16 protein-coding genes and 1 pseudogene are annotated in these 23765 nt (G+C 69.1%); 7 read left to right on the top strand and 10 right to left on the bottom strand.

The window, feature by feature from the left end:
* The first annotated feature begins 36 nt into the window (after positions 1 to 36).
* From DQ384_RS18800 to DQ384_RS44190, 3 genes and pseudogenes are all read left to right on the top strand, one after another.
* Positions 37 to 1122 (top strand): zinc-dependent alcohol dehydrogenase, encoded by a 1086-nt coding sequence (locus tag DQ384_RS18800; protein ID WP_114030150.1) that lies wholly within the window; start codon positions 37 to 39, stop codon positions 1120 to 1122.
* Positions 1119 to 1904, top strand: coding sequence for a sugar phosphate isomerase/epimerase family protein (locus tag DQ384_RS18795; RefSeq protein WP_114030149.1), 786 nt, complete (start codon positions 1119 to 1121; stop codon positions 1902 to 1904). Before DQ384_RS18800 ends, DQ384_RS18795 begins: the two co-directional genes overlap by 4 nt.
* Positions 1835 to 3193 (top strand): annotated as a pseudogene (locus DQ384_RS44190) (MGH1-like glycoside hydrolase domain-containing protein); the annotation flags it as partial. The gene DQ384_RS18795 and the pseudogene DQ384_RS44190, both read left to right, overlap by 70 nt.
* Before the next feature lie 9 nt (positions 3194 to 3202).
* Here the strand turns inward: DQ384_RS44190 and DQ384_RS18785 are convergent.
* On the bottom strand, positions 3203 to 4312 hold the full coding sequence (locus DQ384_RS18785) for a zinc-dependent alcohol dehydrogenase (RefSeq protein ID WP_114030148.1): 1110 nt from the start codon (positions 4310 to 4312) through the stop codon (positions 3203 to 3205).
* A 40-nt stretch (positions 4313 to 4352) separates the two neighbouring features.
* Positions 4353 to 5312 carry a Gfo/Idh/MocA family protein gene (locus DQ384_RS18780; RefSeq protein WP_245966618.1) on the bottom strand — a complete coding sequence of 320 codons (960 nt, stop codon included), beginning with the start codon at positions 5310 to 5312 and terminating at the stop codon, positions 4353 to 4355.
* 113 nt (positions 5313 to 5425) lie between these two features.
* Here DQ384_RS18780 and DQ384_RS18775 point away from each other — a divergent pair, with 113 nt between their 5' ends.
* Both DQ384_RS18775 and DQ384_RS18770 read left to right on the top strand, forming a co-directional pair.
* Positions 5426 to 6541, top strand: a complete 1116-nt coding sequence (locus tag DQ384_RS18775; protein ID WP_114030147.1) for a glucosyl-3-phosphoglycerate synthase — start codon at positions 5426 to 5428, stop codon at positions 6539 to 6541.
* On the top strand, positions 6538 to 7752 hold the full coding sequence (locus tag DQ384_RS18770; protein ID WP_114030146.1) for a glycosyltransferase: 1215 nt from the start codon (positions 6538 to 6540) through the stop codon (positions 7750 to 7752). The genes DQ384_RS18775 and DQ384_RS18770 overlap by 4 nt, the downstream gene beginning before the upstream one ends.
* A gap of 53 nt (positions 7753 to 7805) precedes the next feature.
* Here the strand turns inward: DQ384_RS18770 and DQ384_RS18765 are convergent, their stop codons facing one another.
* From DQ384_RS18765 to DQ384_RS18740, 6 genes are all read right to left on the bottom strand, one after another.
* Positions 7806 to 8096: a hypothetical protein gene (locus DQ384_RS18765; protein ID WP_114030145.1), complete on the bottom strand. Its 291-nt coding sequence runs from the start codon at positions 8094 to 8096 to the stop codon at positions 7806 to 7808.
* Positions 8097 to 8289: 193 nt separating this feature from the next.
* Complete coding sequence (locus DQ384_RS18760) at positions 8290 to 8589, bottom strand: hypothetical protein (protein ID WP_147268821.1); 300 nt, start codon at positions 8587 to 8589, stop codon at positions 8290 to 8292.
* Positions 8590 to 8725: 136 nt separating this feature from the next.
* Entirely contained in the window at positions 8726 to 9184 is a 459-nt protein-coding gene (locus DQ384_RS18755) for a hypothetical protein (RefSeq protein WP_114030143.1), read from the bottom strand.
* A gap of 11 nt (positions 9185 to 9195) precedes the next feature.
* Entirely contained in the window at positions 9196 to 16692 is a 7497-nt protein-coding gene (locus DQ384_RS18750; RefSeq protein ID WP_147268820.1) for an RHS repeat-associated core domain-containing protein, read from the bottom strand.
* 203 nt (positions 16693 to 16895) lie between these two features.
* Complete coding sequence (locus DQ384_RS18745) at positions 16896 to 17255, bottom strand: BrnT family toxin (protein ID WP_114030141.1); 360 nt, start codon at positions 17253 to 17255, stop codon at positions 16896 to 16898.
* 34 nt (positions 17256 to 17289) lie between these two features.
* Entirely contained in the window at positions 17290 to 17772 is a 483-nt protein-coding gene (locus DQ384_RS18740; protein ID WP_114030140.1) for a hypothetical protein, read from the bottom strand.
* A 334-nt stretch (positions 17773 to 18106) separates the two neighbouring features.
* On the opposite strand from DQ384_RS18740, the gene DQ384_RS18735 reads away from it, so the two are divergent.
* The gene (locus DQ384_RS18735; RefSeq protein ID WP_114030343.1) at positions 18107 to 19546 is read left to right on the top strand and encodes an NAD(P)/FAD-dependent oxidoreductase; all 1440 of its coding nucleotides are present in this window, start codon (positions 18107 to 18109) and stop codon (positions 19544 to 19546) included.
* A 111-nt stretch (positions 19547 to 19657) separates the two neighbouring features.
* Here DQ384_RS18735 and DQ384_RS18730 read toward each other — a convergent pair whose 3' ends face one another.
* The gene (locus tag DQ384_RS18730; protein WP_114030342.1) at positions 19658 to 20011 is read right to left on the bottom strand and encodes a hypothetical protein; all 354 of its coding nucleotides are present in this window, start codon (positions 20009 to 20011) and stop codon (positions 19658 to 19660) included.
* A gap of 283 nt (positions 20012 to 20294) precedes the next feature.
* Positions 20295 to 21230 carry a heme o synthase gene (locus tag DQ384_RS18725; protein WP_425451467.1) on the bottom strand — a complete coding sequence of 312 codons (936 nt, stop codon included), beginning with the start codon at positions 21228 to 21230 and terminating at the stop codon, positions 20295 to 20297.
* 418 nt (positions 21231 to 21648) lie between these two features.
* Between DQ384_RS18725 and tkt the strand changes: the two genes are divergently transcribed.
* Positions 21649 to 23760, top strand: coding sequence for a transketolase (tkt, locus tag DQ384_RS18720; protein WP_114030138.1), 2112 nt, complete (start codon positions 21649 to 21651; stop codon positions 23758 to 23760).
* Positions 23761 to 23765 lie beyond the last annotated feature (5 nt).

The raw sequence follows: 23765 nt of genomic DNA, 5'->3' as shown, positions 1-23765 counted from the left end.
GACTTTTGTTTGATCAAAACTCATAAGTATGGGGATATGCACGCCATCACCATTCAAGAACCCGGCGTCGTCGGTGTCACCCCGGAACCGCCCGGCCGTCTGGAAGCCGGATGCGTGCGCGTCCGCACCATCTATTCGGGAGTGTCCGCCGGCACCGAGCTCACCGCGTACCGCGGCACCAATCCGTACCTCACCCGGCACTGGGACGCCGAGCGCCGGCTCTTCACCGAGGGCCGCACGCACGCCTACCCGCTGTCGGGCTGGGGGTACCAGGAGGTCGGCGAGGTGGTCGAGGCGGCGCCCGACGTCGCCGCCCCGCCGGTCGGCAGCCTCGTCTGGGGCATCTGGGGCCACCGCGCGGAGGCGGTGCTGCCCGCCGAGCGCCTCGCCGGGCACGTCCTGCCGCCAGGCGCCGACCCGCTGACCGGTGTCTTCGCCCGCGTCGGGGCCATCGCCCTGAACGCCGTCCACGCCGCCGGCGTCCACCTCGGCGACCAGGTCACGATCTTCGGCCAGGGCGTCATCGGGCTGCTGGCCACCCGGCTCGCCGTGCTCAGCGGCGCCCGGGTCGTCGCCGCCGACGCCATCCCGGCCCGCCTCGCCCTGGCCCGCCGGTTCGGCGCCGCCGAGACGTTCGACGTCCTGACCGGCTCGTGCGCCGAGTTCGTGCGCAAGCGGCTCGACGGCGCCGACACCGCGATCGAGCTGAGCGGCAGCCACCACGCCCTGCACGAGGCCATCCGGTCGGTGCGCAGGGGCGGCCGGGTCGTCGCCGCCGGGTTCTACCAGGGTGAGGGCGTCGGGCTGCGGCTCGGCGAGGAGTTCCACCACAACCAGGTGCAGCTCGTCTCCTCCCAGATCGGCGCGGTCGCCGCGGGGCTGTCGCACCGCTGGGACGTCGAGCGGCTCCAGCGCACGTTCATGGAGCTGGCGCTCCGGGGCGAGGTGGACACCGGCGCGCTTGTCAGCCACGTGACACCCGCGCGGGACGCGGCCGAGGCGTTCGCCCTGCTGGACCGGCATCCCGCCGACGCGCTCCAGGTGGTGTTCGCGTTCGGGGAGCCCCCCGGGAACCACGGGCCGCCCACGCCCGGCCCGCCGGCGCACGAGGAGGCGCGATGAAGCTGGCGGTGCAGGAGCAACTGGTACCCGGGGACACGCTGCAGGAGAAGTTCGCCTTCGCGGTCGAGGCCGGGTTCGATGCCATCGAGCTGCGCGGCAAGGGCGACTTCCACTTCGCCTCGCGCATCGGCGAACTGGACCGCGCGCTCGCGGACGGCGTCGTCATGCCGACGGTCTGCGTGGAGATGTCCCACTTCATCGGCGACTTCGACCCCGCCAAGCGCCGGGACGCGATCCACCAGCTCCGCTCCCAGCTCACCGTCATGGGGCGCCTCGGCGGGGTCGGCGTGATGACGCCCGGCTCGTGGGGGCAGTTCTCCCGGCGGCTGCCGCCGTTCGAGCCGCCGCGCTCACCGGGGCAGGACCGGGAGGTGCTGGCCGAGGCCCTCGGCGAGCTGGGCGAGCACGCCGCGCGCGAGGGCGTGCTGATCATGATCGAGCCGCTCAACCGGTACGAGAACCACATGGTCAACACCCTGGCCGAGGCGGTCGCGCTGTGCGCGATGGACTCCGTCCGGGTCGCCGGCGACACCTACCACATGAACATCGAGGAGGACGACCCCTGCCGCTCGCTGGCCGAGGCCGCGCCGTACCTCGCGCACATGCAGATCAGCGAGTCCAACCGCAACCAGCCGGGCACCGGCCACATCGACTGGGCCGCGCAGCTAGCCTGCCTCGACGCGATCGGCTACGACGGTTACCTCGCCCTGGAATGCCGCCTGCGCGGCGAGCCCCGCACCGCCCTGCCGGAAACGGCCGCCTTCATCAGGAAGTTCCTATGATCTCCCACCCGGCCGCTCCCCCGCGCGGCGGCGACCTCCTCGCGCCCGCCCCGCGTCAGGACCGTTCCAGCCCGGCCGCGTGGCCGGACCGGGCGGGCGGCCCGCGGGAGCTGTCCCGGGAGGCGGTGCGCGTGCTGGTCGCCAACTGGGACGGCAGCTACACCGTTCCCTCGCGCCGCCTGTACCCGCACCAGTGGAGCTGGGACTCGGCCTTCATCGCGATCGGCAACGCCCGCTGGGCGCCGCGCCGGGCCAGGCAGGAGCTGCTGACCCTGTTCGGCGCGCAGTGGCGGGACGGCAGGGTGCCGCACATCGTGTTCAACCCGAGCGTCCCGGCGGGCTCGTACTTCCCCGGCCCGGACTTCTGGGGCGTGCGCGCGCCCTGCGGCGCGGCGACCTCCGGGATCGTCCAGCCACCGGTGCACGCGCCGGCCGCCTGGCAGGTGCACCTGGCCGACCCGGACCCGGCGTTCCTGCGCAGGATCTACCCGCGCCTGGTCGCCCAGCAGCGGTTCCTGCGCGAGGCGCGGCGCTCGGCCGAGGGGCTGCTGTCGATCGTCCACCCGTGGGAGTCGGGCATGGACAACAGCCCGGCCTGGGACGCGCCGCTGGCCGCCGTACGCCCGGACCCGCTCGGCGTCAGCCGCCGCGACCTCGCCCACGTCGACCCGGGCGAGCGTCCCACCGACCGCGACTACGAGCGGTACACCGTGCTGGCCCGCGCCTACCGCGACACCGGCTACCGGCGCCCGGGCGCGTTCGCCGTGCAGGACCCGCTGTTCAACGCCGCCTACGGCGCGGCGGAGTCGGCGCTGGCGAAGATCGCCGCCGCCTGTGGGCTTGACCCGGCGCCGCACCACCGCGAGGCGGCGGCGATCACCGCCGCGATGGTGGAGCACCTGTACGCCGACGGGCTCTTCCACGCGCGCGACGCGCTCACCGGCCGCCTGATCAGGTCCGGCAGCGCGGCCGGGCTGACCCCGCTGATCCTGCCGGGCCTGCCCCACGAGATCGCCGACGCGCTGGCCGCCACCGCGCTCGACCGGTTCGAGCTGGAAAGGCGCGGCACGGTGCCGAGCTTCGCGCCCGCCACCCCCGAGTTCGACCCGGCCCGCTACTGGCGCGGCCCGAGCTGGATCAACCTGTCCTGGCTGGTCTGGCACGGCCTGCGCCGCAGGCGTCCCGACCTCGCCGCGCTGGTCGCCGACGGCATGGTGCGGGCGGTGGCGCACGCGGGCTTTCGCGAGTACTTCGACCCCGCCACGCTCGAAGGGCACGGGTGCCACGACTTCAGCTGGTCAGCGGCGCTCGTCACCGACGTCCTGGCGCAGCACCGCCTGGAGGGTCTGGCGCCGCCCGGAGGCGAGGTCGCGCAGCAGGCCGGGCGCCTGGGCGAAGTCCACGACATCAGTGATCATGTTCTGACGTAGCACCCGGCCGCGCCGCAGCAGCAGTTCGACGGTCTCGTGCGACAGCCGCTCCCTGTCCCAGGCGTGGGCCAGCCCGCGCGGCACCCTGGCGATCTGCGCGCACCGCACGCCGAGCCCGTTGTGGTGGAACTCCTCGCCCAGGCGCACCTCGCCGGCGCCCTCGGGGTAGAAGGCGAGATCGATCACGGTCCCCTGCGGCCGGAGCAGCCGCAGGGCCAGGGCGAGGGCGCGGGCCCGGCCCCGGCACTGGAACACCACGTCGGCGCCCCTGTCCCTGTGCCCGTGACGCCATCGCCTCTTCAACGCCACGGCCGGGTCGTCGCGCACGGCGAGCGTGGCGGCGCCGAGCGCCTCGGCGGCCCGCAGCCGACCGGCGGTCTCGTCGACCACCACGACCTCCGCCGCGCCGTGCTCGATCGCGAACGCCGCGACCAGCAGGCCCACCACGCCCGCGCCCGTCACCGCGACCCGCCGCCCGCGCACGCCGTCGCCGAGGCTCCGCACCCCGGCGCCGTACAGGTCGGCCGCCGCGTGCAGCAGGCCGTTGGCGCAGATCGGGCCCATGTGGGCGACGTAGATGCCGAGCAGGGGGTCCAGGCCCTCGGGTAACTCCACGAACCGGTCGGCCAGCGGGTCGGCGACGTACCCGGTGCGGTGCCCGTACGCCATCGCCAGGATCGCGCCCTCGCGCACGGCGGGCGTCCTGCTCTCGGCGACCCGCCCCACCTGCATGTAGCCGATGCCGCGCACCGGGTACTCCACGGACGGGGTTCCCGGCAGGAACAGCCCGAGCTCCGCGTCCCAGGTGGAGCCGAGGTACGGGTTGCCGCCCTTGACGTAGGTCAGCTCCGTGCCCGCCGAGACGCCGCTGTACAGCGTCTCGACCCGGAACCCGCCGTCGGGCACGGCGCGGCTCTTCTCCTCGGCCAGGCTCACCATGCCCGGCGCGTCGACGCTGAGCGTCCTGATCTCCACCATTCCGGTCATCCTCCGGGCCCTCGTGTCCGCTTCCGGATTGTCAGCGATCCTCGTCCAGCGTGACCGGGACGCCCTCGGAGGCCGAGCGCGCGACCGCGTACGCCAGGCGGTGGCTGCGCAGGGCCTCCTCGTAAGGGGCGCGCACGTCGGCGTCCGCGCCGCGCACGGCGTCCACGAACTCCCGGTCCACGCGGACCTTGGCGTCGCCGGAGTCCTCGAACACCGCGCCCGGCTCACCACCGCCGTCCACCACCAGGGCCGTCTCGCCGATCTCCAGGGTGATCCCCTCGGCGTGCACCTCCAGGCCGGCCCTGAGCTTGCGCCCGAGCAGGCTCGTCGTGGCGAGCACCCCCGCCGCGCCGCCGCGGAAGCGCAGCACGGCGGCGACCGCGCGGTCGATCTCGCCGTCGCCGGCACCCGTAGCGGGGACTGCGTGCACCATGTCCACCTCGCCCACCAGGACGCGGGCCAGGTCGAGCACGTGGACGGCCTGCTCCAGCACCTGCCCGCCGGACCCGTCCCGCCGCAGCCACCACGGCACCGGGGGGACCTTGTCGAGCCAGTGGCCGAGCGCCAGCCGTACGGGCCTGCCGTCGAGGAGCTCCGCGGCCCGGCGAACGGTGTCGAAGTAGCGCCAGTGGTGGCCGACCGCCGACACCAGGCCGCGCCTGCGGATCTCGGCGGCGATCTTCTCGGCGGTGGCCAGGTCCAGCGCGAGCGGCTTTTCCACGAATATCGGGATATTCGCGGCCAGCACATCGAGCTCCGGCGCGCCGTGGGCGAACGGGGGCACGCAGACGTAGACCGCGTCCAGGCCGCCCGCGTCGAGCATCTCGGTGTGGGCGCCATAAGCCCGTGATCCGTACCGGGCGGCCAGCGCCCCGGCCCTCGCCGGATCCGTGTCGGCGATCGCACTAATTGTTACATCGGGGAAACACGACAGGACATCCGCATGGCGGGCCGCGACATTTCCAGCACCGATAATGCCGATACGCGTCATCGAGGTCACGAAGCGGCATATGCCACCTCTGCGGCTCCGCAAACGGCAATGTTCGAACCGCTTTTTCCGGGGCAGATTTGCCGCCCGTCATGCCAACAGATCGGGGCACTCGCATGGATGGACATTCCCACCCTTCCCGACGGCTTCCGGCCCTCGTCGGGGACTGGTTCGGCCCTCACACCAGCGCGGCGGCCGACTGGCCGCCCCACACCCTCCTCCCCGCCAAGGGAGCCACCACCGTCAGCGTCGTCCTGCCCGCCCGCGACGAGCAGGAGACCGTCGGCGGCATCGTCGCGGCCATCCGCCGCGACCTGGTCGAGGACGTCCCGCTCGTGGACGAGATCATCGTCGTCGACTCGCGCAGCACCGACGCCACCGCCGTACGCGCCACCGAGGCCGGCGCCCGGGTCGTGTCCCAGGACGACGTCCTGCCCGGCCTGCCGTCGTTGTCGGGCAAGGGAGAGGCCCTGTGGAAGGGGCTCGCCGCCTCCACCGGCGACATCGTCGTGTACGCCGACTCCGACCTGCGCAACTTCGGCTCCCACTTCATCTCCGGGCTGCTCGGCCCGCTGCTCACCCAGCCGCACGTCCATTTCGTGAAGGGCGCCTACGAGCGGCCGCTCACCGGTCCGGACGGGGTCGCGCAGCGCGGCGCGGGCGGCCGCGTCACCGAACTGGTGGCCCGGCCGATGCTGAACCTCTACTGGCCCGAGCTCGCCGGGTTCGTCCAGCCGCTCGGCGGGGAGTACGCGGCCCGGCGCGAGGTCCTGGAGGCCGTCCCCTTCGTCACCGAGTACGGGGTCGAGTTCGGGCTCCTGGTCGACCTGCTCCAGCACATCGGGCTCGACGCCATGGCGCAGGTCGACCTGGGCTGCCGCGAGCACAGCCACCAGTCCACCGCCGCGCTCGGCCGCATGGCCGGGCAGATCATGCTGACCGCGTGGTCCCGGCTCGAACGTCAGGGGCGCATCGTCGCCTCCGAGCCGCCCGCCACCGGCCTGCTCCAGTTCGACGCGGACGGCAACACGACCCTGAGCGACGTCGGCGTCGCCGAACGCCCGCCCCTCGCCTCCGTCCTCGGCGCCCGCGCCACCGCCCGCCCGCCCGCCATGTCCTCCCCGCCGCCCGTCCCGGCCGAGCCGTCCGTGACCTCACCCATGGTCCTGCCCCTGGCCCCGCCCATGCCCGCGCTCCCCGCCGTCCCGTCCGCGACAGAGGAGGTCGCATGAACGTCCTCATGAACGCCGGTCCTTGGCTTCCCGTGCCGCCCACCGGCTACGGAGGGATCGAGAACATCGTCGCCACCCTGGTGCCGGCGCTGCGCGAGCGCGGCGTGCGGGTCGTGCTCGCCACGGTCGGCGAGAGCACGCTGGAGGCCGACGAGCACATCAGCGTCTTCGACGAGGGCCAGTTCACCCACCTACAGAAGCCGTACAACCAGGTCATGGGCATCGCGCACGCCCACATGGCGCGGGTGGCGGCCGAGCTGCGCTCCCGCGACGACATCGACCTCGTCCACGACCACCTGGAGGTCGTCGGCCCCGCCGTCCTCTCCACGTTGTCCGGGTTCGGCGGCCCACCCGTCCTGCACACCCTGCACTGGGACCTGCGCAAGCACGCCGCCTTCTACGGCGCCTTCCCCGGCTCCATCGCCGTCAACGGCGTGTCGGAGTCCCAGCTCCGCCGCGCCCCCGCCGCACTGCGCGCGGCCTCCCTCGGCGCCGTCCACCTGGCCACCCCGCTGGCCGGCACACCGACCGGCACGACCGCCAGGACCGGCACTTCGACCGGCGCGTCGGCCGGCACGCGGGCAGGCACATCGGCGGCAGGCACGGACCCCTCCCTCCCCCGCGGCGAGCATCTGATCGTGATGGGCCGCGTCTGCGCCCTCAAGGGCCAGGACATCGCGGCCAGGATCTGCCAGAAGCTCGGCCTCCCCCTCGTCCTGGCCGGCCCGGTGAGCGGTCTGAACGACGCCGCCGAGCTCCAGTCCGTCACCGAGGACCCCGACCACCCGCTCAACGGCCACCCCGACGTCCGCTACCACCTCGACCAGGTGACCCCGTACCTCGACGGCGACCTCGTCCGCTGGGCGGGCTCGGTCGGCGGCTCAGAGCGCGACGAACTCTACGCCTCCGCCCGCGCCGCCCTCTTCCCCATCCAATGGGACGAACCCGGCGGCACCGCCGTAGTCGAAGCCCTGGCCCTCGGCGTCCCGCCCGTGGGCCTGCGCCGAGGCGTCCTCCCCGAGATCATCGACCACGGCCGGACGGGCTTCCTCGCCGACACCGAGGAGGAACTGGCCGAATACCTCCTCCGCACCGACGAAATCGACCCCGACGAATGCCGCCGAGAAGCCCGAACCCGCTTCTCCCCCGCAGTAATGGCCGACAAGTACCTGACCCTCTACAGTCGCCTCACCACCACGCCGGGCCGATAACCGACGATGCCATGGACGACGACGCCGATGGATGCTCCTCGGCGCCCCGGAACTCAGACGTCCTCGTCGTCGTCCTCGACCTGCCTCACGAGATGTCTTCGAATACCATCCTCATCGACCATGTCCTGTATCGCCGCGAACATGGCGTCGACACCCGGCTCGCGCAGCAGGACCAACCCGCTCTCGTAGTAGTACAGGCCCCCACAGCACTCATCGGTACCGTCGAGTTGGCGCATCAGGCGTTCCAGCTTGCCCAGCGAAACGAAGACGCCGATCCAATTGCTTCCGTCATCGTGCAGCGTGACGAACACGTCGATGTAATCAGCCGTTTCCGGCGCCTCCATTTCATTCTCATCGAGAACGAATCTCGCCGAGAACCCGTCACCGTCGCGCTAAGGCATATCCCCTCGGCCCATACAACTTCTTGACCCTGTCCATGACTGTGTCCTGGTCGGCCTTGCCGGCCTTCCCGACGATCTCCATACCCCCGTCCACGATCCTGAAGAACAAACGGGCGCGGTTCCTGCTACGCGCGTACTACATACCGCTCCTGTAGTACTTGGTCTCCATACCGGGCTGGCAGTTGCCCTTGGAGAGCTGGTCGAACGTCGCGGCCATCTCTCGCTGCACTGTCGTGTCCTTACCGGCCCGCTGCGCCTCCCTGGCGAAAAGAGGATCCTTGCCGATGGCCGAGGACATCATGAAGCACGCTTCATTGTGGACGAGGACGTGGTTCTCGCCGCGGGCTACATAGTAAGTATGCAGCCCCTCGACGATGAGGTCCTGCACGCGCTGGCGGATCTGGCGGTAGTGCCGGACACTGACCACTTCGATCATGGCTGACCGCTAAATGGCCCTCTACCAGCGCGCCGTCTCCAAGTCACGACACGTATAGAGTCCGGGCTTTCGGGGCGCACAGGTACTCCGGGCCGGACTGATGTGCCCGAAGTCCACGCGGCGCCGGACAAGCCCTTCAGCCTTGAAGGCGTTCGACGGCATCCGCGTAGCCTTTGCTGTGACCGGGAGCCAGGATCGCCATCTTTTCGAAGAAAAGGCTTCCCGAACGCCGGAGTGCGTCCAGCAACTCCTCCTCCCGGACGACCGCGTCGCGACGCTCGTGCGAGACGCCGAAGTCGCACGATATCCTCACCCGCCCGACACGGTCGATCCGCCGGAACGACAGAGTGATCGGCTGGTCGGGAAAATCGGTCATGGCCTCGCCGGTGGACCGCATCTCCCTGACCATGTCAGAGATGTAGAACCACAACTCGTCGACATAGTCCCATTCCGCCTTGCCCAGCATCGGCTTCCCGTCGACCTCGAGTTCTATGGCTCCCTCGATGTAGTCGAGATCGTCCAATGCCCCGTCGAACTCGTCCACGGCCACGAACTCACCGTCAGGGGTCCGGAAGAAACTCCGAACGTTGATCATGAAACGAACCTTTACTTCGGGTAGAACTGGCCTATACGTCCGTTCTTGACGCCGAGGACGTAGGTGATTCCGTTGACCTTACCGCGGATCTGGTAGGTCCCGTTCGCCCCCTTCTGCAGAAGGATAGACCGGTTCTGTCGCATGACGGCCCCGATGGCCTTGACTACGTCATCGATTGACATGTCGGCATCGAAGAACGTCTGCTGCGCCTTTTGTGATCCATCCCAGTACTTCGGGTGATGTCGCTTGAGTACGTGAGACAGTCCCTTCTTGTCGAGCAGGAAGGTCTGGTTGCCGAACGTCATACGCACGCTGTTGAATCCGCGCAGGGCGGGCAGGCAGGAACCGTTGTGGACGAGGATGTCCTCGCCCCCGGCCGTGACGAAGTACGTCGGAACACCGTCGATCGTCAAGTTGTGCACCCGCTGGTCGGCCCGGTGGTGCGCCCGGACTACGGTGACCTCGGCGGTCTCCCCCTCCGCGGTCCGGAGTAGCATTCCGGGCCTCAGGTCGGAGGCGTTGAGCCAATGACCTTGCTCCTCCACCCAGAAGGGGTGCCGGTCCGTCGCTGTGACGCCGGCGACTCCTGCGTGGCCGGTATGGAGAACGATCTCGTATAGATACTTCTCACCCTGGCTGCTCGGAGTCGCCAGGACCGGCCGCACGCCGCGTTTCCCGGTTTCGGGATCGTAGACGACGACCTCGTCACCCGGTTTCACGTCCTCGATCGGTTTGTGGGCGCCGTCGGCCATGAGCACGAGGACACCGGGAGGGAAGCTACTACACGACTTGATGGACTTGCCCAGGTATCCGCCCAGCTTCTCTGCTGCCTTGCCAGCCTTTCCTGCGAGCTTCACCCCACCCACCACGAGTTTTTCGCCCGGTATGAAGCTGGCCGCGAACATAGCGCAGGAGCCCGCGTTACCCTCCGTACATTTGACCGCGTCCTCCATAACGAATTTGACTACGTCGAGGGTGAAACGAGTGACATTCGCCATGACGCTGTCGTCATAGTACTCGAACGGATCGAATCCAAGCAGCTGCGTCAACTGCTGGTCGATCACACCGATGCAGTCATAGACCGCGCACTGGGTACGCCGGATTAACAGGTCGGCGACCGCCTTGCGCCACCGCTCGGCCTCCTCCATCGCCCGCTTGGCGAGTCTCTGCCGCTTGAAGTATTCCTCGCACCAGGAAGTAGGGCTACGCTTACATTCGTACTGATTGTAACTGTCGCACTCCGGGGTGTTGTTCAGGCAAGGCTTGAGTCCAGCGGGATCGGAAATGCCGATCGGATTGTTTCCAGCGTAGCTGTAGGGGTTTGCCCACTGAGGTTTGTCGACGTCCAGCAACGGGTCGGCCGAGATAAACTTGGCGATCGACGGGTCGTAGTACCGCGCCGACAGGTAGTCCAGGCCCGTCGCCTCATCCTCGACCTTTCCGAGGAACCCACGGTCCGTGAAGGGAAGGTCGTCGATGCCGCGGCGTGCACCGAAGGGCAGGTACCGCTCCCGGCTGACCAGCCCGGTGGAGTCGTTGATCGCAAGCTGCTCGGACCCGTGGAATCCCGAGGCCAGCCAGGTCACTCCAGTGGTGCCCATACGCATGGCGACGGTCGTTCCGTCGGGTGTCGTGTAGTAACGCTTGCCGGTGAGCCGACCACCGTCCAGCTCGACGTCCATGGAACCGAGATAGAGAGTGACCTTCCCGCTCGGATCGCGCCTGATGAGGCGCTCGCCGTCTGCATCGTAGATCATCCTGGTCTCTTGGCCGTCGACAGTGGCCTTGCTCAGCTCGCCCAGCTCATTCCACTCGAAGACTCCTGGCTTCCCGTCCACGGAACGTGACGTCAGATTGCCGGCGTTGTCGTATCCGTAGGTGTCGGTACCGCCACCCGGCTTCGAGATGGAGGTGACCGCGTTGGGACGAACACTGGACGCGCCGGACGCTGGGTAGTGGTAGACCGACGCCTGGCCCGTGTCCGTCAGGGTCGTCATGTTGCCGACCGCATCGTATTGGTATCGCTGCTTGTAAGGGTCGACACCGAAACCGTCCGCGGCCGCCGGCCCCTCCGTGCAGGACGAGACCGTGGTGGTCCACGCCTCCGCGAGCCGGCGGAGTCCGTCATAGAGGAAGCATTCCGATTGGCCGGGTGTGCTCCCCGCCACTGCCGAGGCAGCGTCCATTATTCGAGTGATCTGCCCGGACAGGTCATAGTAATACTGATCGTCTTGAGCGGTCTTCGGAGTGCTGGTCTGAGCGTCAGTGAGCGTGGTGATCCGGGATACCCAGCCTGTGGAATCGTCCCACCGGATGGTTCGCTTGATCTTTCCGTTGGATCCGTAGGTCCGTTCGGCGAGTTGGCCCGTCGGCGTGTACCGGGCATCGTCAACGTAGACGAATACGCCTCCGAGGTCAGACGTCACTCGCTTGGCCATGCCGAGATCATCGAAGGTGGACGTGACTTTCTCGGCGGGAAGCCCCCCAGCGGCGGGCATCGTCACCGCGCTGAGCGCACCCGTCGTGTTGTACTCGGCGGAGAACGTGTAGCTTCCTGCCAGCAGGTCCTCCGACGTAGGAATGGTCACCTTAGAGCCACGCGGGCGCCCCATGATGTCGTAGTCGGTGACCTCCTCTTTGTAAGCGTTACCGCCCACATACCGGGTCGACGAGGTGAGCTTTCCTGGCGCCAGGGTGTCGTAGACCCATTCCGCGAGCTTGGTTCCCGTGCCGGACTCACCCGCCCACACGGCGGTCTTCCGGCCGAGGTCATCGTAGTCGTACGAAACCTTCTGTCCTCTGCCGTCCGACGTCCATGTCAGCAGGCCAGCGGCGTCGTAATGGTCTTGGCTGTCACCGGTATCCGGGTCGTGCGAGGCGATCCGGCGGCCTGCCGAGTCGAATGTGAATGTACGGATGTTCCCGGCGGCGTCGACCATCCTCGTCATATGACCATTGACGTCGTAGGCGTAGGTCATGTCGTGGTGCGTCACCCCGTCCGCCCATTCCTCGACCTTCGTCACCCGGTCTTTGAGGTCGGAGTAGTAAACGGTCTTTCCCCCCGCCGGTGGCTGCACCTCGATGCGGTCGCCGAAATAGCGGGTAGTGGTCCGGCTCAGTTCTCTGCCGGTGCTGTAGTTGACCTGAGCCACGATCTGCCCCGCGCCGTCGTACGCCGATCGCGACCACTGGGGCAGATCAGTGAGAGCCGGGTTCAGCAGTGCCGACCCAGGTGGGGCGGAGTTATACGCGGGCGCGGACCGGGCCGCGGAAAGACCTCGCGTGTCGTAGGTTGTGACGGTGACGACGCGCCCGCCCGCAGGAGATGCTCCCTGCGTTTCGCGAGGACGCCCGAACCCGTCGATGTAGGTGTGGGTACTCAGCCATTTCGCGGACCCTCCGGTCCCCGACCGCAGCGTGTTCATCGTGCTCTTGGCCGCCGAAGTCGGCTGACCCAGGTTGCCGTCGTAGGGGATGCTGTAGTCCACTCGTGCGGCCGGCGTGCCGCCACTCTGCGGCTGTTCGGGAGTCCAATATCGCAGCGTGCGTCCTAGCGCGTCATAGTCGATCACCACGTCGTGGCCAGCTGCGTCCCGGATCTTAAGATTCTGGCCGTGCGATGGCGAAGACCACGTCGTAGCCGTGTGCTCCACAGAGTTGGTCACCTTCACACCGTCGATCGGATATCCGACAGCCGGCTGATAGGCGGTTCTGGTGATCTTTCCGCGCGCATCGGTGGTCGAAATGTCTCTCCCGTACCGATCGAACGTGGCCGTGACCGTGGTGTACTCGGTATCGCCACTGTAGGTACGCGTCTCGGTCGCGTCCCCCGCTGAGGGGGTATTGCCGGCCAGGTTGGTGGCCCCGTCGTACAGAGTGACCGTTCTGGCCAACAGAGTTCCACTGGTGCAGGCGTCTCCAGCCCTGCGTTCGACGGTGGCCGGGTAGTCGAGCATCCACTTGGCCGTATTGCGCGCGTAGGCGGTGGTGGTGCAGGTGTTGTCGGTGGCCGTGCCGGTGTCGCCGTAGTCGTTGACCTTGGTCGGGAGACCGTAGGAGTCGTAGGTGGTGCGCTGGTCGGTGTAACGGAACCCGCCAGTGACCGCTTCCCGTGAGACCTGGCGGCTGGTCGTGATCAACAGCGGGTCGTAGATACCGGGGCCGTTGCCGGTGGAGACGGTGGTGTACTCGTAGCGGGTCGAGCCGATCTCGACGTAGCCGCCGAGGGCGGGGCCGCTCGGGGGTGGTGTGGTCGGCGTCGGGGTGGGAGTCGGCGTGGGGGTGCGGGTGGGCGTGGGCGTGGGGGTGGGGGTCGCGCAGACGCCGAGATCGAGCCACGAGGGGTCGACGCCGGGTTCGGCGCCGATGCCCATGTTCAGGTTCTTGGCCTCCCAGGTGTGGTTGACCCAGGTGACGCGGTTGCCCTTGCCGTAGAAGCCCGTCCGTGACCAGGTCGGGTAGGTGCAGGCGAAGGTGGCCTTACCGAGGAGGCGGCGGACGCCCTGGGCGATCGCGCGGGCCGGGGCCAGCGCGGCGGTGGTCACCCGGGAACCGGCGGGTGCGGCCACCGGTTCGGCACCGGCCACGGCGAGAGCGGCGCGGGGCTGAGGACTGGCACCGGCCACGGCGGGAGCAGCCTGGGACTGGGAGCTCTGTTGCCGTACCCGGGGGCCGGCGGCGGGCCGGGGTTGCGCGGCCGCCGACGCGGCGGGGGTGGTGCCGTTGATGGTGGTGGCGCGCCACGTCTGTTCCTGCAAGGTGCGGCCTACGAGGACGCGGCTGTCGTTGTAGCCGTTGCCGTCGAAGTCGGTGATCCGGGTGCCCTTGGCGGTGCCGCTGGAGTTGGGGTCGTCGTACATGCCCCGGAAGAACGAGGTCGTGTTGACGGTGTAGTCGTCGGGGCTGGTGCCGGCGCCCTTGATGGTGCGGACGGTCTGGTAGCCGCGGAACTCGTCCCAGTCCTCGGTCAGCATCTTGCAGTAGCCGGTGACCGGCGGGGTGCAGACGACACCACTCACGCTGGTGGCCTTCATGTAGTTGAAGGCGCGCGCCCAGGCCGGGGTGCCCAGATACTCGTACCGGGTGGGCACGTCCGGGGAGCCGCCGACCAGGTCCTTGTCGACGACCTGGGTGACCAGCCACTTCATGTACACCGCGCGACTGGTGCGCTGGATGCCGCCCGAGTCGTAGTAGCTGCCCAGCGTGGCCATGTAACAGTCACGGGCATTGGTGTCCCACCCCGTGGTGGGATACCCCGAGGGGATCGGGCAGGGGTTGGCCTGGCCGTAGTACACGTCGGTACGGCCGCCGAGCCCGTTGTACACCGCAGAGATGCGCGGCATCTGCAGCCGGGGTTTGCCCTGGGAGTCGTTGTAGTCGGCGCGGTTGTCCAGCAGGACGGCTTCGAAGTCCACCGGGGGCAGTGCGATGTCGGGGCCGGTGCCGGCCAGGCCGACCGGGCGCAGGGTGTCCAGCCACAGCACCGGACCGGCCGGGGGCAGCGGCGGGAGGACCTGGGTATAGACCCACTTGTAGCCGGCCTCCAGCCGGTACACCTCGTCCCACCCGCCCGAGGGGTTCACCACCGAGGTCACGACCGTGTTCAGCCGCTTGGAGATGTAGAACGCCGGCCCCGGGGTGTCACACGCGGTGATCACATCGGCCGGTCCTGACGGACAGTTCAGGTCGGTGGGGGTGTCGTTGTCCCACGGAACCCCCGAGGCCGGCGGCTGTCCCCGGTCGACGGTGTTGAAGGTGACCTTGGCGGTGTGCGCCGATCCGGCCACGTTGGTGTTACGCCCGTAGGCCACCTGGGACAGGTAACCGCCCCGGTCGTAGGCCACCCGGAACGCCCGCCCATCTCCCAGCGGCCCCGGCTGGCACAGCGCGCCGACGGTCTTGCAGTACCAGTTCTCCTCCCGGGTGTAGGTGTAGTCGATCACGTTGCCGTTCGGGTCGATCTCCTGGTCCAGGTTCCACCGCCAGGTCGCGTTGCACAGCCCCGGCGCACCGGTCTTGGAATAGCTGGAATAGCACGGCTCCCCGGGGTCGTCGCCCACGTAGGCGGTCTGCCAGTTGGAGTCACGCACCGCGCCGAACCGGTAGCGGGTGCCATCGGCGGTGGTCACCACCCACGAGGCCAGGCCGGCCTGCGTGTCGATCACGTAGTCGATCTTCCAGCCGTAGTCCTCGACCGTCTTCCACCCGCCGCTGGTCCGGTCCTTCACGATCTGCGAGGACTTGCCGTCCACCGACAGCGTCAGATGCGAGGTGGTGTAGTCGGTGGTGGCGGAGTCGCCGTCGTTCTCGTCCGGGGACTCCCAGCACTGGTGCTTCCAGTTACGCTGATCGGCGTTCTTGGTCGTCTCGGCCGCGTCATCGGCACACCCACGGAACCGGCGCTCCACAAACCCCGTCGACAGCTCCCAGCCCATGCCCGCCACCGAGGCCTGGTTGTTGGTGTAGTTGGTCAGACTGTCCACACCCGAGGAGGAGTACGACAGCGCCAGCTCCGGCGCCTTGCCCGCCACCGGCGGCGGCACCGGGATCGGGTAGGAGTACGAGAACCCGCCCCCCGACAACCCCACCTGCCACGACCCGGCCGCCTTCAAGTCCGTCGCCGCGAAGTTGGTCGTTCCCGATCCGGGATCCTCCGCCGCCGCGACCGACGCCAGCACATAAACATTCCCGGCATCCGGCACCCCGTCCGGAGCGGCATCCAAATCCGCCACCACCTGACGCGCGGCGACGTCGTTACTGCTGGGCACGACACGGGCGTTCCGCGCCGCCTTCGCACACGCCGCGTCCGGACGGGCAGCCAGCACACACGCCGGCATCTCGATCAACCCCAGCCGCGACAGGGCCCCCGCGGAGAACGCACCGGCAAACGTCGAGTAATCGACGCCCACCCGCACCCGCGCCGCCTGCACGCCGCCATCGGCACGCGCCACACGCACGCCCACCGCCACCCCGCCCACCCGCTTGACCGCCTCGGCGCCGATGGACTCCACCCGCACCCGGCCCGGCGCCGCCACGCCGTCCGCCTTGCCGACCCAGAACGGCAGACCCGCCGCGACAGCGGGAGCGGCGCCCACCACGGCCTCGGCCGACCCCGCACCCGGCAACACCGCCGCCAAGTCCTTCTCCACCAGCGGCGGAGAGTCCTCCGCCCCGTGCACGTCGGCGACCTTCCGGACCGCACGCCCCTCCACGGATCGCTCCGGCTCAGACGACGAATCCGACGAACCCGCAGGCGAGGCCAGACCGGTCACCACATTCACCGACGAAACCAGTAACGCCACCGCGAGAACCGTGAGCAGCCAAACATGGACACGCTGAAGGCGCATGACAAACCTCCGAAAGACCCCGTCAACCAGTGGCACCGCGCCCCGCGGTCCACGTCGAACACGCATAAAGCAGCCGTAAAGCACTGCAAACGCACCCAGAGTAATGAGGGTCAACAAGGTCGTCAATGCGCTTTCCGTCAGGAGCCCCATACGGATCGTCATAGAAGACGAGTAACCACAGGTCCGCTCTACGGACGAACGCAGCATTCGCACACGAAGGTTCTCTGCCGATCGGGTATCGGCATCCCACTGGGGAGTTTGGTCGTGGGACGCCAATACTCACCAGACTCATCGCCGTCGTGAACAAATATGCCGGGCGTGAACCCGAATATGCCAGGCGTGAACCCGTCTGTGCCAGGGTGGGGTCAATCGTCCAGGAACCGGGCCGAGACTCGGACGGGCCCTTTCCCAGATCGATCCTGAAACGCGTAGACCCGTACCCGGCGATCACCGAGTTCACCCGCCACGCCCAGCACCATTTCCTCGGGTTGGGCGTGCTCCCGGGCTTCGCGCACCGAAACCGGCGTCCACGTGGGAGAGACGAACGCCCGCATTGCGTCTTCCATCGAAACGCCGGGCAGTTCGAGTCCGTCATCGTTCAGGGTGACGAACGTGTTGACATAGTCCGCCGTTTCCGGCGCCGCCGTCTCCTTCTCATCAAGGATGAATTTCGCAGAGAAACCGTTGCCGTGGCGCTGACACATGTTCCAATCCACTTCCGTCATTCGTCGAAGCCTCTGCCGGCGCTACGCCGAAGTTTCAGGACGGGAGCCAGGACGGCCACCAAGGGGGGACGTTGTCCGGGGGGCAGAGGCCGCTGTCTCCCGGGTAGCCGTCGAGGGTTCCCAGGGTCGCGAAGTCGTGGAGCAGGAGCAGGGCGGGGCCGGTCAGGGCCACCAGGATCGCCAGGGCACTGAAGATCGCTCTGGTGGTCTTCCAGCGGCCCAGGGGTGACCAGAGGGCGAGGGGGTTGAACAGCAGGGACGCGATTCCGGAGACCACGGCGGCGACGGGGAAATAGAGCAGCCGCGTGGGAAGAAAGAAGAGCAGCTCCAGCTTGTGCGGGGGCTCCCAGCCGGCGTCGCAGTAGGAGCGGGCCTGCGCGACCAGGTAATTGTCCAGGAACGCGCCGCCCACCGCCCACACGAGGGCGATCACCACGACCATCCCGCACCCGAACGCCTGGGTGGCCGCTCCCAGCCTCGTCCGCGAGAACCGGGACGGAACCGTCTCCTTCGTCATCACCGGCCTCCGGCCATCGTCTTGGACCACCCCGGTCCGGCCATCGTCTTCGGTCATCGCCTCTCGGGGGGATCTTGGACGGATGCCGCCATGGTCGGGGGGACGCGTCGGTCACGGCGGGAAGCCTCGGCCGGGGACGCCTCTGCACACGATCGTCTTTGACTGGCATGTCTTATATCGCATGACATGGCAGCCTGTGCCCCTTCCGTAATCAAGTGCGGCCGTCGGGCGGAAGCGCGCTCCCCCGCACCCTGCGCGGCGACCGCGGGAGGGGACACGGCATCCTGTGGCAAGCAAGAAATCAGTACGAACGGCGTGAACGGTTGTGAACGGCATGAGTGGTAGCGAACTTAACGGCATCCCCCTGACCCCCGACTTCGCGAACGGCGGGGTGTCGTTCTGGTACCGGCAGATCGGGCTGCCCGCTCGCCGTGCCGCGCTGCCCGGGTCGCGGGACTACGACGTGGCCATCGTCGGCGGCGGCTACACCGGCATGTGGACGGCGTACTACCTGAAGAAGGCCCAGCCCGACCTGCGGATCGCGATCCTGGAAAAGGAGTTCGCCGGGTTCGGCGCCTCGGGACGCAACGGCGGCTGGCTGTCGGCGGAGTTCGCCGGGTCGCGAGAGCGGCACGCGGCGGCGCGCGGGCGGCAGTCGATGATCGACCTCCAGCACGCGATGTTCACGGCCGTGGACGAGGTGATCGAGGTCACCCGCGCGGAGGGCATCGAGGCCGACGTCCACAAGGGCGGCCTGGTACACGTGGCGACCAACCCCGCCCAGAACCGGCGCATGCACGCGGAGCTCGCCGACCTGCGCACCTGGGGCTTCGGCGAGGAGGACATGCGGCTGCTGACCCGCGAGGAGCAGGAGGAGCGCATCAGCGTCGCCGGCGCCCTGTCGGCCATCTACAGCCCGCACTGCGCCCGGATCCAGCCCGCCAAGCTCGCGAGCGGCCTAGCCGGCACCGTGGAGGCCCTGGGCGTCGACATCTTCGAGGGCACGACGGTGACCGAGATCCGTCCGAGGGGCGCCGGGGAGAAGGGCAGGGCGTCGGCGGTCACCAGCAACGGGACGGTCACCGCCGACTACGTGATCCGCGCGACCGAGGGGTTCACCGCCGGCATCAAGGGCCAGCACCGCCAGTGGCTGCCCATGAACAGCTCGATGATCGTCACCGAGCCGCTGCCGGACGAGGTGTGGGAGCGCATCGGCTGGCGGGGCCAGGAGCTGCTCGGTGACCAGGCGCACGCGTACTGCTACGCGCAGAGGACCGCCGATGGGCGCATCGCCATCGGCGGCCGCGGCGTGCCGTACCGCTTCGGCTCGCGGACGGACGTGCGCGGCGCCACGCAGCCCCGGACGGTGGCGGCGCTGCGCTCGATCCTGACGACGCTCTTCCCGGCCACCGCGGGCGCGAGGATCCAGCACGCGTGGTGCGGCGTGCTGGGCGTTCCCCGCGACTGGTGCTCGACCGTCCACCTGGACCACGAGACCGGCCTGGGGTGGGCGGGCGGCTATGTGGGGAGCGGCGTCACGACCACCAACCTGGCCGGGCGCACGCTGCGCGACCTGGTGCTGCGCCGCGACACCGAACTGACGGCGCTGCCCTGGGTGGGCCGCCAGGTGCGCCAGTGGGAACCGGAGCCGCTGCGCTGGATCGGCGTCCAGATGATCTACACGATGTTCCGCGCCGCCGACCGCCACGAGAACGCCCAGATGGCGCGCACGTCGGCGTACGCCCGCCTCGCCGATCTGATCTCCGGCCGCTGAGGGGTCCGCGACCGGCCGAAGTCAGCCGCAGGCGCCCCATGATCTGCGGCCGCCGGTCGCCGGTCACGGCGAGGAAGAGAAGTGCCAGGTGGGGCGCATGGGAAGGCTGCCTCATTCCCCCAGCGCGATGAGCATGCCGTGCAGGTGGGCCGCCGCGGCCTCGATGTCGTCGTAGCTGTACTGGGCGGCGCGGACCTCGGCCGACAGGACGGCGCACTTGTGCAGCCTGTCGAAGTCGCCGTAGGGGAACTTGTAGTGGCCCTTGGTCTCCTCGCCGTGCTCGTCGTCGACGCCGAGGAACCAGCGCCCGTACTCGCCGTAGCCGTGCTCCTCGATGAACCGGTTCTCCTGCTCGGGCGTGGGCCGGTGCACGTCCCAGTCGCGCCGTTCGTCCAGGACGACGCGCTCCTCCTTGACCAGATCCCTGGCATGCGCGTAGGCCCTCAGGTTCAGACTCACCGCCATGGACGTCTCGCCCCCCGATCCGATGTCGTTCACCGCAGGTCGTGGCCGTGCGGCGGCGCGACGCGTGCGCCCTGGAATGTTGTACCCGGCCGTCCCATTCGACCCGTGCCGTGTTCCATCCTTTTTCGCCATGGACGCGGAACCGGTTCCCTCACCCCCGGCGACTACATCGCCTGTAGGGCTGGGCCGCCTGCCGAACCGAGGCCGAAAGGGCTCCAACACGCTGAAAGCCGCGCGGAGGAATCCTCGGGCGCGGCTCTCGGTATGGATCTCGGTGCGGGTCTCAGAGCAGGGAGTCGACCGCCACGGCGAGGAACAGCAACGCCAGGTAGGCGTTGGACCAGTGGAAGAAGCGCATCGGACGCAGGGCGACGCCGGTCTTGCCTGCGTTGACCCTGCCGAGCAGCCGGTAGACCTCGAACAGGCACACGGCGCCGAGGACGGCCGCGACCGCGCCGTACACCGGCGTGGTCCCGGCGACAGGCCACAGCAGCAGCGAGCAGATCACGGTGGCCCAGGTGTAGGCGATGCACTCCACCACCACGCGCCGCTCGGTCGCGACCACCGGCAGCATGGGGACGGCGGCGGCGGCGTAGTCCTCGCGGTAGCGCATGGCGAGCGTCCAGGTGTGCGGGGGCGTCCAGAAGAACACCACCCCGAACAGGATCACCGGCGCCCAGTCGACCCGCCCGGTGATGCCGGCCCAGCCGATGAGGACGGGCATGCACCCCGCGATGCCGCCCCACACGACGTTCTGCGACGTGCGCCGCTTGAGCACCATCGAGTACACGAAGACGTAGAAGAGGATCGCGGCGAGCGAGAGCCCCGCGGCCAGGGGGTTCACGGTGAGCGCCAGGCCCAGCGTCGACAGCGCCCCCAGCACGATGCCGAAGATCAGCGCGTTCCTCGGCGCGACCGTCGCCATCGCCAGCGGGCGGCGGCGGGTGCGGCGCATGGTCGCGTCGATGTCCCGGTCGATGTAGCAGTTCAGGGCATTGGCGCTACCCGCGGACAGGGTGCCGAAGACCAGCGTGGCCACGGCCGTCCAGAGGGGCGGGAAGCCCCGCGCGGCGAGGAACATGACCGGGAGCGTCGTGATCAGGAGCAGCTCGATGATCCGTGGCTTGGTCAGCGCGACGTACGCGCGCACGACCGCGAGCGGCGATCGGCGGGCGCCGGCGATCGGGACGGCCGGCGGCTTTGTCGTGAGCACCGTCAAGGCGCTTCCAGCGGGAGCGGGGTCAACGCGTAACCTCAGATTAGAGCGGTCCGTGATTGCGGGCATGAGCCGAACTTCGAGGACTCACTGTAGTGCGGGGAGTCGCCGGTCCCGGCATCGGGGGCGAATGCCACGTGGGCAAGTGGCCCTGTGGGGAGGTTCGTCCACCCCGGCGGGCGGCCCCTCGGGAGGCCCGCAGGCCGGGCCCGCAGGCCGTGCCGCGGATCGCGTTCCATACCGCTTCACGAGGGGATGGAACTAACGATGTGAACCCCACATTGCCCGGTCACATGTTAGACGCACGTTGCATCTACGGTATGGGGAACGACCCGTTAAGGTCCGGTGTGGGGAGGAACGACCAGACCGGACGGGCCGCAGAGCCGAACCGGCGCCCAATAGCCAATAGGAGATCGAGCAGTTGAGCAGCGAACTCGTGCCAGACCTTGAGTGGAGCGACCTCGATCGGCGCACGGTCGACGTCATACGCGCCTTGGCCATGGACGCGGTGGAGAAGGCGGGCTCGGGCCACCCCGGCACCGCGATGAGCCTCGCCCCGGCCGCGTACCTGCTGTTCCAGCGCGTGCTACGCCATGATCCCACCGATCCGGCCTGGGTGGGGCGCGACCGCTTCGTCCTGTCCGCCGGGCACTCCAGCCTGACCCTTTACATCCAGCTCTTCCTCTCCGGCTACGGCCTGACACTCGACGATCTCGCGTCGCTGCGCCAGTGGGGCAGCCTGACGCCCGGGCACCCGGAGCACGGGCACACGCTCGGCGTCGAGACGACCACGGGCCCGCTCGGCCAGGGCATCGGCAACGCCGTCGGCATGGCGATGGCGCAGCGCCGCGAGCGGGGCCTGTTCGACCCGGGCGCGGCGCCGGGCGAGAGCCCGTTCGACCACCGCATCTGGTGCATCGTCTCCGACGGCGACATCGAGGAGGGCATCAGCCACGAGGTGAGCTCCATCGCGGGCCACCAGAAGCTGGGCAACCTCAACGTCATCTACGACGCCAACCACATCTCGATCGAGGACGACACCGCGATCGCGCTGTCGGAGGACGTCGCCAAGCGGTACGAGGCCTACGGCTGGCACGTGATCAGCGTGGACTGGACCGAGACGGGCGAGTACGTCGAGAACGTCGAGAAGCTGTACGAGGCGTACCGCGCGGCGGTGGCCGAGACCGACCGCCCGACGCTGATCAAGCTGCGCACGATCATCGGCTGGCCCGCGCCGAACAAGCAGAACACCGGCAAGATCCACGGGTCGGCGCTCGGCGCGGACGAGGTCGCGGCGACCAAGGAGGTCCTCGGCCTGGACCCGGCCAAGAGCTTCATCGCGCCGGACGACGTGATCGCCCACGCCCGCGAGGTCGCCCAGCGCGGCCGGGCCCTGCACGCGGAGTGGAACGAGAAGTTCGAGCAGTGGCGGTCGGCGAACCCGGAGAACGCCGAGCTGTTCGACCGCATCAGCGTGCGCAAGCTCCCGGCGGGCTGGGAGGAGGCCCTGCCGGTCTTCGAGGCGGGCAAGTCCGTGGCGACGCGCAAGGCGTCGGGCGCCGTGCTGACCGCGCTGGCGCCGGTGCTGCCGGAGCTGTGGGGCGGCTCGGCCGACCTGGCGGAATCGAACAACACGACCATGGAGGGCGAGCCGTCCTTCATCCCGGAGGAGTACCAGACCAAGCTCTTCCCCGGGAACCGGTACGGCCGCACGCTGCACTTCGGCATCCGCGAGCACGGCATGGGCTCGATCCTGAACGGAATCGCCCTGCACAACGGCACCCGGCCCTACGGCGGCACCTTCCTGGTCTTCAGCGACTACATGCGCCCGGCGGTGCGCCTGGCGGCCCTGATGGGGCTGCCGGTGACCTACGTCTGGACGCACGACTCGATCGGCCTCGGCGAGGACGGCCCGACCCACCAGCCGGTGGAGCACCTGTGGGCGCTGCGCGCGATCCCGGGCCTGGACGTGGTGCGGCCCGCCGACGCCAACGAGACCTCGGCCGCGTGGAAGGCCGTCCTGGAGCACACCGACCGCCCGGCGGCGCTGGCGCTGACCCGGCAGAACCTCCCGGTCTACGAGGGGACGTCCGACTTCGAGAAGGTCGCCAAGGGCGGCTACATCCTGGAGGAGGCCTCGAACGGGCAGCCGGCCGTGGTGATCATCGGCACGGGCAGCGAGGTCGAGCTGGCCGTGGGCGCGCGCCGCATCCTGGAGGACGAGGGCATCCCCGCCCGGGTGGTCTCCATGCCGTGCGTGGAGTGGTTCAACGCGCAGGACGACGCCTACAAGCAGCTGGTCCTGCCTCCGTCCGTCAGGGCGAGGGTGGCGGTGGAGGCGGGAATCGCGCTCGGGTGGCGGCAGTTCGTAGGGGAGGAGGGTGAGGTCGTGAGTCTCGAGCACTTCGGCGCGTCGGCGCCGTACAAGACGTTGTACGAGCAGTTCGGCCTCACCGCCGAACGTGTGGCGACCGCCGCCAAGGGCAGCCTCGCCAAGACCGGGGCCGACAAGGGTCACACCACCGGAAACTAGAGGAC

The organism is Sphaerisporangium album (assembly GCF_003323745.1).
Classification (GTDB): domain Bacteria; phylum Actinomycetota; class Actinomycetes; order Streptosporangiales; family Streptosporangiaceae; genus Sphaerisporangium; species Sphaerisporangium album.
Note: the sequence above shows the minus strand (reverse complement) of the source record. Positions and strands in the feature narration are given on the sequence as shown.